Below are 12347 nucleotides of genomic sequence, written 5' to 3'. Positions count from 1 at the left end.
ACGCTCCGGGCCGCCGCCGCACCGACGGCGGCCCGCGCCGGCCTCCGTTTCCGGGCAGGCGGCCCTGTCCCCGGCGTTGACAGGCCCGCGCTCCCTCCCACCTGACATCCGCCCGATCAGCGGGAACGCAGTCCGTCGAGCGCGACCTCGATGTATCGCCGCCAGTCGCCCGCGGCGTTGCGGATGACCGCCGCCAGGCCGCAGATGACCATGTTGACGTCCTCGGTCGTCACCTCCTGCCGGACCGCGCCGCTCGCCCGCGCCCGGTCGATCAGCTCGGCGGCGATGGCCAGCAGCGCCTCGCGGGTCTCTTCCCGCGGCTCGCTCGAGCCCATGGCCTTCTCGACGACCTCCGACATGCCGCGGTCGTCCGCGAGCACCTCGCCCATGTGGTGCAGGAAACGGGCCAGGCCATCCGCCGGATCGCCGGCGCCGGTGAGCCGGCGTGCGGTGGCGACGATCTCCACGGCCCGGTGCTCGGCGACGGCCTCGATCAGGGCCTCCCTGGTCGGGAACTTGCGGTAGAGGGTCCCCACGCCGACGCCCGCCGCTCGGGCGACCTCCGACATCTGCACGTCGTGGCCGGACGCGGCGAACAGTGCGCGAGCCGCATCGAGGACGCGATCGCGGTTGCGCTCGGCGTCGGTACGCGTCCTGCGGCGGGCCGGCGGAGTTGACATCTCAAACGATCCTCTGCCTAGACTTCGGAGCGGAATCCGGATTCCTTATTCCGTATTATGTCAGAGAGGTCGACGCCATGTCGAAGGAGCATTCCGTCCTGGTTTCCCCCGATGCGAAGCGGCCGGCAGGGCGTTCCGGCCGGGCGCTACTGGTGTGGGGACTGCTGGTGGTGGCGGCCAACCTGCGGCCGAGCCTGACCGCCGTCGGGCCGTTGCTGGATCGCGTGCAGGCCGATCTGGGGCTGACTCCGGCGGTGGCGGGCCTGCTGAGCACGCTGCCCCTGCTGGCGTTCGCGGTGATATCGCCGCTGGTCCCGCGGCTGGCGGCCCGGTGGGGACCCGAGCGGCTCCTCTGGGGTGCGCTCATGGTGCTGACCCTCGGGATCGCCATCCGGTGGGCACCGTCGGCGATCGGCCTGTTCTCGGGAACCGTGCTGATCGGGGCGGGAATCGCGGTGGGCAACGTGCTGCTGCCGAGCCTGATCAAGCGCGACTTCCCCACCAGAGTGGGCCTGCTGACCAGCGCGTACGCCACCGTGATGGGGGCCGTCGCCGCGGTCGCCTCCGGGGTCGCGGTACCGATGAGCCAGGTCGTCCCCGGCGGCTGGCCCACCGCGCTGGGGTGCTGGATCCTGCCCGCGCTGGCGGCCGTGGTGCTGTGGCTCCCGCAGGCGCGTACGGCGAGGCCGGCCCCGCGGGCGATCCGCGGGCACCGGTTGCCGCTGGGATCGGCGCTGGCGTGGGCGGTCACGGCGTTCATGGGATTGCAGTCGCTGGGTTTCTATGTCGTCGTCACGTGGTTGCCCCAGGTGTTCCAGGACGCCGGGGTGAGCGCGGCAGCGGCGGGATGGCTGCTGTTCGTGTTCCAGGCGGTCGCGGTGGCGACCAGCCTGGCGGTGCCCGCCGCGCTGCGATGGGCACGTGACCAACGCGCGGTGGCCACCGTGAGTTCGGCCGTCCTGCTCGCCGGATACCTCGGCCTTCTGGCGGCGCCCGGATGGGCGTTGCTGTGGAGCGTCGTCCTCGGCCTGGGCGGCGGAGCGTGCCTGGTGCTCGCGCTGGCGTTCCTCAGCCTGCGCGCCCAGGACGCGACCGTGGCGGGCGCGTTGTCGGCGATGGCCCAGTCGATCGGTTACCTGCTCGCCGCCGCGGGACCGGTGGTTTTCGGGCTGCTGCACACCATCACCGACGGCTGGCAGGCGCCGATCATCGTGATGTGTGCCGCCGCGGCCGGACAGGTGATCGTCGCCATGGTGGCCGGCCGGGGCACGGTGCCGCCGGCCGACGGCCGGGCACCCGGGCGCGCCTCCTCACCGGCACCGGATCGCGCCCCTTCCCCCGGACAGTGACGCGTCGCCGTCTTCCGAATGCAGCACGCGCGCTGTCCATCGTGGCATGGACTCTCCCACGGAGGGAGAGGCCATGCTGGGGCACGTGAACGACGACCTTCTGTCGATCGGGCAGTTCGCCCGCCTCGCCCGGCTCAGCGTCAAGCAACTGCGCCACTACGCCACGCTCGGCCTGCTCGAACCCGCCTGGATCGACCCCGCCAGCGGCTACCGCTACTACCGGGCCGCCCAGGCCCGCGACGCGCTCGTCATCGGCCTGCTGCGGTCCCTCGACGTCCCCCTGCCCGTCGTCGCGGCCGTCCTGTCCGCCGGCGGGGTGTCCGGTCAGGACACGGGGAGACAGGGCGGCGGGGGACAGGGCGGCGGGGGACAGGACACCGCGGCCGCCGCGCTCGCCCGGGTGAAAGACGATCTGGAGGCCGAACTCGCCCGCCGCAGACGCACCCTCAAGACCCTCGAACACATCCTCGCCGCCGGCCTGCCCGGCGCCGAGATCACCGTCGTCACCGAACCCCCGCGCCCCGCGATCGTCGTCCACGACCTGGCCGCCACCCCCGACGACATCGGCCGTGCCACCTCCGCCTGCGTCGCCCGCCTGATGGCCGCCGCGTCCGGCGCGATCCCGCTCCACCTCGTCGGCCTGTTCCCGCTCGACTACGGCGATTCCGTCCCCGTCGCCGTGGCGCTCACCGGCACCGGCCTTCCGCACGTGCCGGGCGCCCGGCCCGACATCCTGCCGGGCGGCGCCTTCGCCACCGCCGCCCACGTCGGCCCCTACGACCAGATCGCGCTCACCGCCCACGCCCTGCTCGCCTGGTGCGCCGAACGCGGGCACGCCCCCACCGGCCCCCTCCGCGAGGCCTACGTCTCCGACCCCGCGACCACCCCGCCCGAGCGGCTGGTCACCCACCTGATGATCCGGCTGGAGGACGAAGAATGAACCACCTGACCGATTGGTATTCCGCCGCCGACGCCCCGGAACTCGCCGAGTTCGGCCCCGTCACGGGGCTCGGCGTCACCGGACGCGGCGCCCCCGGAGCATCGGCGCACCTCGCCGCGATCACCGCGCTGTACGCCGTGGCAGGACCCTTGACCAGCCTCGCCGGAGGACTGCCCATGCCCGTGCTCGAAGGCCGCTGGTGGGTCGAGGACACCACCCGCCACCCCCTCGATGTCCCCAGGGACGAGTGGCACTGGCACCTGTTCCTCCGCCTGCCCGCCGGCCTCGACCCCGCCCTCGCCGAACAGGCCCGCGAGGCGGCCCGCCCCACGCCCGGCGTCGGCGCCGTCCAGCTCGTCACCTTCACCGACGGGCGGTGCGTCCAGATGACCCACCACGGCCCCTTCGCCGAGGAGCCGAAGTCGCTCACGCTCATGGAGGAGTTCATGCACGCCCACGGCCTCGTCCCGGCCGGCCTGCACCACGAGCTCTATCTCACCGGCGTCCAGGAGGCCGACTCCGCGGACGTGCGCACGATCCTGCGCCAGCCCGTACGCCCCGCCTGAGCGGCCCGGCTCGACGATCCCGCGCAACGACGCGGCCGGGGGAGTGCCACGAAAGACGGCGGGCGTCAGTGAAGCGCGGGCGCCCGCCGCGCCGGGTCTGCGGCGCTTGCCTGCCCCGTGCCTGCCTGCCCTGTGCCTCCCTGTCCTGGGGCGGCATGGCAGGCGCCGGACGCCCTGAACGGCTCGGCCAGCTGGGCCAGATACGCGCTCGGATAGTGGGGCTTGGCCGCCATGCCGAGCAGCTCCGAGGTGAAGCGGCGCCCGGGGTCGTAGGAGTAGGTGCCGAGCAGATGGTCCCAGACCAAGGTGAACAACCCGAAGTTGACGTCACCGACGCCCGCCCACTTCAGGTGATGGAAGCGGTGCCCCTCGTTGAGCGCCAGGACATACCTGAGCGGGCCGACGCGATAGTCGGCGTTGGAGTGCTGCAGCAGCAGCTGGACCGCCACAGCCAGGGCCAGGACCGAGGCGACCCGGACGGGCAGGCCGATCAGCAGCAGCGGAACGACCCCCGCGGCCATCTCCATCGCCTGATGCACCGGGTGCTTCATCAGGCCGTTCAGGCCGTAGAAGCGTGTCACGGAGTGATGCACGGCGTGGAAACGCCACAACGCGCCGACCTTGTGGCTGCCGTAGTGAAACAGGGTGATCCCGGCATCGGCGACCACCACGGCCAGCAGCACCTGCACCACGAACGGCCAGCCGCCCGGCCACAACCCGGCGGCAGGGACGACGGCGGCCAGCAGCGGGATGACCGCGACACCGACCAGGATCAGGCTCTCGTTGACCAGGCCATGCGCGGCATCACGCCCGGCATCGCCGTGAGAGGTGTTCCAGCCGGTCTCATACGGCACGATGCGCTCGGCGCAGAACGACACGCCGACGGCGGCCGGCAGCAGGACGAACAGCCACAGCTCGGCGGCACCGGCGGAGGCCAGCGCGACGGCCGCGCCGTTGACGCCGAGCAGCATCAGCGGGACATAGCCGTAACGCACGGCACCCCGTACGGCGGAGCGCGCGGTAGCGGCAAAAGCAGTGAAGACAGGAACGGACATGCCCATCACTGTGGCGGCGCGGCCCCGCTCGCGGCTTGAACGGATCCGCTGAAGCCCTTCACCGGCCCCCGCGACCGGCGGACCTCCAGTGCGCGGCGGCAACGGCCTGGCTGGGGGTGATGCCGAACATGGCCCGGCAGGTGCGGGTCAGATGGGCGCTGTCGGCGAACCCGGCCGCGTGCGCGGCCTCCGTCAGGCCGGCGCCGTCGCGGACCGCCTCGATGGCGTGCAGAAGCCGCGCCCAGCGCCGCCACGCCGGATAGGGCAGCTGCAGATGCTCGGCGAACAGATGACCCAGGCGGCTGGCCGACACCCCCACCCGAGCCGCCAGCTCACTCAGCAGCAGCGGTCCGCTGATCAGCTGCGGAATCAGGTCCAGGGCACGCACGAGCACCGCGGGCAGCTCACCCGGCCCGGCCCCGGGCACCTCGTCGTCCATCGCCGCCCCGAACGGCTCGCCCACGACCGGCTCGGCGGCACCGCGCCACGTGCCCACGGCCTGCGGATCGCCGCCGCCCGATCGGACGCGGGCCATGGCCGCACGCCCCGCGCGGCCCGCCGGATCCAGGTAAGCCAGCAGGCCGTGCGCGCCCGGACCGGCCAGCAGCTCGTGCCGGACCCCGGTGGGGATGATCGCGGCCTCCACCTGCCGCTGCCGCCGCCCGCTGCCGTCGACCAGCTCCACGTTCCCCTCGGTGACCAGCAGCACCTGCACCGCGGCGTGCGCGTGCGGCTCCGCGGTGCCGATCGCGCCGGTGAAGGCGAGCAGACCCGGCGCGGCGCTGACGCTCCCCGCCCACCGCGCATCGAAAGCGCTCCCCGCCCACCGCGCGCCGGAAGGCCACTCACCCATCAGCGCGACGCTCAGGGCGTGTCCGGCCCGGCCTGGCCGCGCCAGCGGCGCAGCAGCGGATGCGACCCCATCGCGATCTCCAGCTCTCCGGGCAGGTCGTCCCGGTAACGGCCCAGCGTCGATAGATCACTGTGTCCAAGTACCCGTCGTACCGCGTCCATGTCCGTGCCGTCCGCCAGCAGATGCGTCGCCGTCGTGTGCCGCAACCCGTGCGGCGTCACCGCCCGCCGCTGCCCGGGATCCACCCGCCGCTGCACCCGGTCGATGACCGCCTGCACATCGCCCCGCGCCAGCCGCCTGCCCCGCCACGACAGCAACAGCGCCTTCTCGCCGTTCCCGTCCGGCCGGACCGCCAGGTAAGCGTCGAACGCCGCGGCCACGGCATCGGGCAGCGGAACGTCACGGGTCCGCCCGCCCTTGCCGAAGATCCGCCAATAGCGCACCCCGTCGTTGGTGTAGAAGTCCTCCACGTTGGCCCGCACCAGCTCCGACACCCGGGGGCCCACCGTGGTCAGCAGCAGCACCACCAGCGCGTCACGCACCTCGGTCCGCTGGTCCGCCCGGCGGCGGCGCCCCACGCCGGAACCCGCCGGCTCCGCCTCCGGAGGCGGCCCAGAGGGGGAGCCGGCCGCCTCGATCAGGCCTTCGGCCTGCTCCCGCGTCAGCGCCCGCCGCTCCGGCCGCAGCCCGCCCCGCTCCCGCGCCCGCACCGACGAGGCCGCCATCGGATCCAGATGCACCCACCCCGCCGACGTCGCGTGCCGGAACAACGCCGACACCGACCGGCGGAACCTCGCCTGCGACGCCGCGCTCTGTCCCGCGCCTTTCCCCGTGCCCTTCCCCTGCTCGTCGCTCTTCCTGCGCTCGTCCGGCTTGCGCGCGAAGGCCAGCAGCACCGCGTCCACATCCTCGCCGGTCAGGTCGTCCAGCACCCGGTCCGGCCCGGCCAGCCGTACGAACGTGGCCACGTCACGCGCGTACACCTCGGCCGTGGCGGGCGACAGCCCCCCGGTCAGCGTCTTGGCCCGGACCAGCTCCACGTAGCGGTCCGCGGCCTCCTGCACGGTCACCCTGTTCACCTGTGCGGGCAGCATGATCGACACCGTACCGAGCCGCACCGACAACCGGCACCCGGAGGGCGGCCTCCTACGCCTCGCCGCCATCCGCGTCGACGGCGTCGATCGCGTCGACGAACCGCTCGGCCTCCGACTGGCCCATGCCCGTCTCGCCGCGCACCAGGAACACCGCCTGCTCGCCGCGTCCGGCCGCCTTCAGCTCCCGCACCCGCGACGCCAGATCCGGCCGCGCGTGGCCCGGGGCCACCGGCAGCGGCCGCCCCGACGCCAGGGCCTCGGACAGGTCCTTGGCCTCCTTCAGACCCAGCCCGGTCTGCTCGCGGATCAGCTTGATCGCCTCGATCTTCTTGCCCTCGGCGTACAGCTCCCGCACCCGGTGCTGCAGATCGGCCGACACCGGCGGCAGCAGCCCGGGGCTGCGCCACGCGAGCGGCCCGGCGGGGCGGGCGCCGGCCCGCACTGCGGCGAGCCCCACACCGAGAAGCGCGATCACGATGACGGCGAGGATCAATACCTCGACCATGCCCAAGCCGAACATGTGGTGATCGTAAACCCCGCCCCACGGAACAGTCAGCCCTTCCGGCTAGGGTGAACGACAGACGTGATCGCCGGCCGGGTGACCCGGCGCCTGCCGGTCAGCCCACCCGCCGGGCGACGGTGACGCCGTCACGCACCGGCAGCATCACCGACTCGACCCGCTCGTCCCGCGCGATCGTCTCGTTCAGGCGGCGGACGGCCACCTGCGCCTGTCCCTGGAAGGCCGGGTCGAACACACGCCCGCCCTGGAACACGTTGTCGAGCACGACCAGGCCGCCCGGGCTCAGCCGCGTGACCACCTCCTCGTAGTAGTCCGGGTAGCTCTCCTTGTCAGCGTCGATGAACGCGAAACCGATGACCGGCTCGGCCGGAAGCGCACGCAGCGTCTCCAGCGCCGGCCCGATCCGCAGGTCGATACGACCGGCCACACCCGCCCGCTCCCAGTAGTTCCTGGCGATCGACGTCCACTCCGTGCTCACGTCGCACGCCAGCAGGCGCCCGTCCGGCGGCAGCCCCCGGGCGATGCAGATCGAGGAGTAACCGGTGAACACCCCCACCTCCACGGCCAGGCGGGCGCCCGACATCCGCACCAGCATCGTCAGCAGCGCGCCCTCGTCGTGCGAGATCTGCATCCCGGCCGCGCCGCCCGTCTCCTCGCGCGTCCTGACCACCAGATCCCGCAGCACCTCGTCCGGCGGGGAGCAGTGCGTGAGCAGGTAGTCGTCCACGACGGGGGACAGGTCCCACACCGCGTCGCCCCCGGCGGGCGGCGACCAGTCGACCACGAGCTCCTCCTGGGTGGCGAACCGCAGCAGGTGACGGGTCACGACGTCCCGCACGCCGGTCAGCGACTCCTCGCCGCCGGCGGTCGCGATCATCTCGAATCCGCCGGCGCACGGCCGCAGCACGCAGCGCCCGGACCCCAGCTCGATCACCGCCCGGCCGTCGCCGCCGAGCACGGCCTCCACCTTGTGGCCCATGTGCGAGACGAGCTGCCTGATGTAGCGCTCGGGCCTGTCGGTGACGACGCGCGCCGTCGAATGAGGCATCGGTTTCCTCCACGTGAGGCATCAAGCGTCGACAATGCTCGACGCTTCCGGTCCGGCGATTGTGCTGTCCCGCCCACCCGTTTGTCAAAGCGTCGACCATCCTCGACACTTTCTTCGTGACCGACGAGACGACGACGGGGGAGCGCCACTCAACGCCCCCGCACGACCCCGACCTTCTGGAGCTACGTACCCCCGCCCAGTTCAAGGCCCTCGGCCACCCCGTCCGCCACCGCATCGTCAACCTGCTCCGCCAGCGCCCCGCGACACTGGGGGAGCTGGCCACGGCACTGCGGGCCGCCAAAGGCACCGTCGGCTACCACATCCGCGTCCTACGCGAAGCGGGCATCGTCCACCTCGCCGGCACCCGGCACGTACGCGGCGGCACCGAACAGACCCTCGCCCTGGTCAGCCGGGGCTTCCGCCTGCACGAGGAGGCCACCGCCGGCCCCGGTTTCCTCATCAGAGCCGCCCTCGACGAGATGCTGCCCGCCCGGCCGGGCCAGGCCGAGCACACCCTGCTGAACCACCTGTGGCTCACCCAGGACGAGGCCCGCGCCCTCATCACCAAGCTTCGCGCCCTGCTGCCCCCTCCCGGCGGCACCCCGTCCTCCGCGGGCGAGCCGTACGGGCTGCTGCTCTCGCTCTATCCCGCCGACATCCCCACCCTGCCGTCCCGCCCCTCCGGCGAGAGCGCCGCCAGGAACAGCCCCTCATGACGGGCCATATGCGCGCTGTCGGTGAAATACAGTAGATCGTGCCCCTCCGCGACATGAGCGGCGAACGCCTCGTGACCCGCCGCGGCCTCGGCACGCATGTGGGCCGCCAGATGCTCCAGCCGGGCCCGCGCGGTCTCCACCAGCACCTCCCGGTCCGCCGCCCCGAGCCCGTATGCGTCGGCGAACACCCGCAGCCGCCGCGCCTGCTCCTCCACCCCCGGAGCGCTCCCGTCCCGGCCGGGATCATGCATCGGCACGAACCGGTAGGCGGCATACGCCACATCCCACACCCGCGGCCCCGGATGCGCGGTGTCGAAATCGATGAACGCCACCGGCCGCCCCTCCCGGAACACACAGTTGTACGGCGCCACGTCACCATGGCAGACGACCTCCGCCGGAGCCCGCGCGGGGAAGTACCACCCGGCGTCCTCCGCGGGCGCGAAGCCCACCGTCGCGTCGTGGTAGTCCCGGAGCAGCGCCCCCACGGCGACCAGCGCCTCATCCGCCGTCGCGTACGACGGCAGGGGATAGTCCGGCACCTCACCCGGGACGAAATCCAGCACCTCCCGGCCCTCGCCGTCACACCCGTGAGCTCTCGGCGCGCCACCGAACCCCACCGCCGCCAGATGGCCGAGCAGGGCGTGCACCACCGGTGTCCACCGGCGGGCCGGCCGGCGCACCGTGCCTCCCACCCGGACGACGCGGTTGACCCCGCCCCCGGTCAGCTCCTCTTCGTCCATCCCATGATCGTAGGCGTGATCACAGCAGACCCCGGCGCGGCCCCGGCTCCCACCCACGGCTCGCCGGGGGAGGAGGCGTGACCCCCGGCACGCGACCCGCGGGCGTCACGGGCCGGGAGGTCGCCGTGCTCGTCGGGCTGCAGGCGTCGGGCAAGTCCACCTTCTACCGGCAGCGCCTGGCGGCGACGCACGTCCACGTCAGCAAGGACAACTGGCCGAACGCCCGCCACCGGCAGCGACGCCAGCTCCGGGTCATCGCCGAGACGCTGGGGGAGGGGCGGAACGTGGCCGTGGACAACACCAATCCCTCCCCAGAGGAGTGGGGCCCGCTCATCGTCGCGGCCAGGGAGCACGGCGCCCGCATGGTGGCCTACTGGTTCCCTCCCGACCTCACCGCCTCCCTGGAACGCAACGCCCGCCGAACCGGCCGCGCCCGGGTGCCCGAAGTCGGCATCCTCGCCACGGTCGAACGCCTGCGCCGCCCACGCCCGCAGGACGGGTTCGACGCGGTCCACACGGTGACCTTCGACGGCCGGGGCGGCTTCACCGTACGAGACGAGGACGACCACGGCCGGTGAGGAAGGCCGCGCGGCTCAACCGGGAGGCGCCTCCGCCCGATCGGCGCCGATCAGCTCCAGGAAGGCCAGCGCCGCCGGGGACGGCCGGTTGTCCCAGATCAGGTGCTCCACCCGGGTGGGAGCATCGCGAAGACGAATGACACGCAGGTCGGGAAAGCGCGGCGCGAACGCGGCCGGCAGCATGCCGACGCCGAGGCCCTGCCGTACCAGATCGACCATGAGTTCGGCCGACGACACCTCGAAGGGCACGTCACGCCGCACCCCCACCGCGGCGAAGGCCTCGTCGGACTGTGCCCGCCCGGCCGCCCCCGCGCGGAAGTCGATGAACGGCTCGTCCGCCAGACTCCGCAGATCCACCTCGGTCTCCGTCCGGTGATAACCGGGCGCGACCACGGCGACCAGCTCACCTCCGCCGAGGTGGCGACTCTGCACGCCCTTGGGTTCCATCCGGGGCGGCAGGCCGAGAAACGCGACGTCGACGCCGCCCTGCCGGACCCGCTCGATCAAACTTTCGCTGCCCGCCGAGGTGAGCGTGATGTGCACCCGCGGATAGCGCCGGCGGTAGTCCCTCAGAGCGACCGGAAGGTCGACGGCCGCCAGGGTGGGGATGGCCCCGACGGCGAGCCGCCCCAGGATCTCCCCGCCGACGGCCGCCACCTCGGCCCGTGCCCGGTCCGCGGCCTCCAGACACTCCCGGGCCGCGGGCAGGAACGCCTCCCCGGCCGGTGTCAGGCGTACGCGGCGGCTCGTGCGCTCGAACAGCCGTGCGCCCAGCTCCCGCTCCAGAGCGGCGATCTGATGACTGAGCGCCGACTGCACCACCCGGCAGCGCTCGGCCGCACGGGTGAAGTTGCTGGTCTCCGCGACCGCGACGACATATCTCAGCTGCTGCAGTTCCACCCGACAATCATGCATCACGATAGATAGCAATGAAAATTATGTGTTGGACTCATAGATCGATGCTCGCGCACCCTTGAACCATGACGGAAACCACGCACTCGCCCCTGAAACCATGGCTCGGCGTCGCAGCGATCACAGCCAGCCTCTTCGTCTTCCTCACGACCGAGCTCATGCCCGTCGGCCTGCTGACCCCCGTGAGCACCAGCCTGCACATATCCGTGGGCATCGCCGGGCTGATGGTCACGCTCTACGGCGTCTCGGCCGGACTCGGCGTGCCCTTCATCGTCGCCTGGACCAGGCGCGTCAACCGGCGCGTCCTGCTGTCCACGCTCCTGGCGATATTGACCCTGGGAAACGTGATCACCGCCATCTCGCCGAACTATCCCCTGGTCCTGGCGACGCGGCTCATCATGGGATTCGCCAACGGGGTGTTCTGGGCCATCGGCGTGAGCATGGCGATGCGCCTGGTCCCCGAACGTCACGCCAGCAGGGCGGCCGCGACCGTCATGTCCGGCATCTCGGTCGCCGCGGTCGTGGGCATGCCGCTGGGGACGATCCTGGAAAGCCTCACCAGCTGGCGAACCACGTTCCTCATCTGGGCCGGCCTCGGAGCGCTGGTGTTCCTCGCGGTCGTCGCCGTCATCCCGTCGCTGCCGTCGACGAACGCCGTCTCGGTGCGGGAAGTCTTCAGTCTCCCGCTGAAGAACGTGCCCCTGCGTCTGGTGCTGTTCACCGTCGTCCTCTTCGTCCTCGGCCACTTCGGCACGTACACGTTCGTGCGCCCCTACCTTGAGCAGAGCGCATCCGCCACGCCCTTCTTCATCACCGTGGTGCTGATGGTCTACGGCGCCGGAGGCGCGGCCGGGAACTTCATCGCCGGGTACACGGCCAACAGGAACCTGAGGGGCAGCTTCATCGTCGGCTGCGCCGGCCTCGTGATGTCCATGCTGTTCCTGCTCACGATCGCCGGCGGACAGGCCGGTTCGATCGTCACGCTGATCCTCTGGGGAGCGTCCTTCGGCGTCGTCCAGCTGTGCCAGGTCAACATGACGCAGGCCGCCGCGCCCGACACCTTCGAAGCCGCGATGTCGCTCAACACGATGGCGTACAACACCTCCATCGCCCTCGGAGCGCTGTTCGGCGGACAGTTCGTCGACCACCTGGGCGTCACGAGCGTCGTCTGGTACGGCCTGGCGCTGACGGGGGCTTCGCTGCTCCTCACACTCGCCACCCGCCGGAAGACCACACGCACCGTCCCCGACGACGCGCTGGCGATCGCCCGTGGTTGAGCGCGTCCTCCGACTCCCT

General features: G+C 72.3%; 14 protein-coding genes. 6 read left to right on the top strand and 8 right to left on the bottom strand.

Translation table 11 applies throughout. The annotated features are described in order from the left end of the window. Positions 1-116: 116 nt before the first annotated feature. Positions 117-680, bottom strand: coding sequence for a helix-turn-helix domain-containing protein (locus AB0O28_RS09295; RefSeq protein ID WP_363638038.1), 564 nt, complete (start codon positions 678-680; stop codon positions 117-119). Between the two features lie 77 nt (positions 681-757). Between AB0O28_RS09295 and AB0O28_RS09290 the strand changes: the two genes are divergently transcribed. The 3 genes from AB0O28_RS09290 to AB0O28_RS09280 are packed head-to-tail and all read left to right on the top strand — an operon-like array spanning position 758 to position 3535. Further along, positions 758-2029 carry an MFS transporter gene (locus AB0O28_RS09290; protein ID WP_363638036.1) on the top strand — a complete coding sequence of 424 codons (1272 nt, stop codon included), beginning with the start codon at positions 758-760 and terminating at the stop codon, positions 2027-2029. 46 nt (positions 2030-2075) lie between these two features. Next, positions 2076-2969, top strand: a complete 894-nt coding sequence (locus tag AB0O28_RS09285) for a GyrI-like domain-containing protein (protein ID WP_363638034.1) — start codon at positions 2076-2078, stop codon at positions 2967-2969. Further along, positions 2966-3535 carry a hypothetical protein gene (locus AB0O28_RS09280; protein ID WP_363638032.1) on the top strand — a complete coding sequence of 190 codons (570 nt, stop codon included), beginning with the start codon at positions 2966-2968 and terminating at the stop codon, positions 3533-3535. The genes AB0O28_RS09285 and AB0O28_RS09280 overlap by 4 nt, the downstream gene beginning before the upstream one ends. Positions 3536-3600: 65 nt before the next feature. Here AB0O28_RS09280 and AB0O28_RS09275 read toward each other — a convergent pair whose 3' ends face one another. The 5 genes from AB0O28_RS09275 to AB0O28_RS09255 form a co-directional block, all read right to left on the bottom strand. After that, a complete protein-coding gene (locus AB0O28_RS09275) occupies positions 3601-4590 on the bottom strand; it encodes a sterol desaturase family protein (protein WP_363638030.1) in 990 nt (329 codons plus the stop codon). Between the two features lie 58 nt (positions 4591-4648). Beyond that, on the bottom strand, positions 4649-5443 hold the full coding sequence (locus AB0O28_RS09270) for an AraC family transcriptional regulator (protein WP_363638028.1): 795 nt from the start codon (positions 5441-5443) through the stop codon (positions 4649-4651). Between the two features lie 11 nt (positions 5444-5454). Then, on the bottom strand, positions 5455-6537 hold the full coding sequence (locus tag AB0O28_RS09265) for a tyrosine-type recombinase/integrase (RefSeq protein WP_363638026.1): 1083 nt from the start codon (positions 6535-6537) through the stop codon (positions 5455-5457). Between the two features lie 52 nt (positions 6538-6589). Further along, positions 6590-7057: a ribosomal protein L7/L12 gene (locus AB0O28_RS09260; RefSeq protein ID WP_363638024.1), complete on the bottom strand. Its 468-nt coding sequence runs from the start codon at positions 7055-7057 to the stop codon at positions 6590-6592. 97 nt (positions 7058-7154) lie between these two features. Further along, complete coding sequence (locus AB0O28_RS09255; protein WP_363638022.1) at positions 7155-8105, bottom strand: DUF2218 domain-containing protein; 951 nt, start codon at positions 8103-8105, stop codon at positions 7155-7157. A 116-nt stretch (positions 8106-8221) separates the two neighbouring features. Here AB0O28_RS09255 and AB0O28_RS09250 point away from each other — a divergent pair, with 116 nt between their 5' ends. Further along, positions 8222-8821 (top strand): ArsR family transcriptional regulator, encoded by a 600-nt coding sequence (locus tag AB0O28_RS09250; protein WP_363638020.1) that lies wholly within the window; start codon positions 8222-8224, stop codon positions 8819-8821. Here the strand turns inward: AB0O28_RS09250 and AB0O28_RS09245 are convergent. Further along, positions 8749-9561 carry an aminoglycoside phosphotransferase family protein gene (locus tag AB0O28_RS09245; RefSeq protein ID WP_363638018.1) on the bottom strand — a complete coding sequence of 271 codons (813 nt, stop codon included), beginning with the start codon at positions 9559-9561 and terminating at the stop codon, positions 8749-8751. The two genes, AB0O28_RS09250 and AB0O28_RS09245, sit on opposite strands and share 73 nt — an antisense overlap. A gap of 77 nt (positions 9562-9638) precedes the next feature. Between AB0O28_RS09245 and AB0O28_RS09240 the strand changes: the two genes are divergently transcribed. Beyond that, positions 9639-10139, top strand: a complete 501-nt coding sequence (locus AB0O28_RS09240) for an ATP-binding protein (RefSeq protein WP_363638016.1) — start codon at positions 9639-9641, stop codon at positions 10137-10139. A 15-nt stretch (positions 10140-10154) separates the two neighbouring features. Here AB0O28_RS09240 and AB0O28_RS09235 read toward each other — a convergent pair whose 3' ends face one another. Beyond that, complete coding sequence (locus AB0O28_RS09235) at positions 10155-11039, bottom strand: LysR family transcriptional regulator (protein WP_363638014.1); 885 nt, start codon at positions 11037-11039, stop codon at positions 10155-10157. An 80-nt stretch (positions 11040-11119) separates the two neighbouring features. Here AB0O28_RS09235 and AB0O28_RS09230 point away from each other — a divergent pair, with 80 nt between their 5' ends. Beyond that, on the top strand, positions 11120-12328 hold the full coding sequence (locus AB0O28_RS09230; RefSeq protein ID WP_363638012.1) for an MFS transporter: 1209 nt from the start codon (positions 11120-11122) through the stop codon (positions 12326-12328). Positions 12329-12347 lie beyond the last annotated feature (19 nt).

Origin of the sequence: Microbispora sp. NPDC088329, from assembly GCF_040685655.1 — a bacterium.
Lineage (GTDB): Bacteria > Actinomycetota > Actinomycetes > Streptosporangiales > Streptosporangiaceae > Microbispora.
The sequence above is the reverse complement of the archived record's forward strand: the minus strand, read 5'-3'. Positions and strand labels throughout refer to the sequence as shown.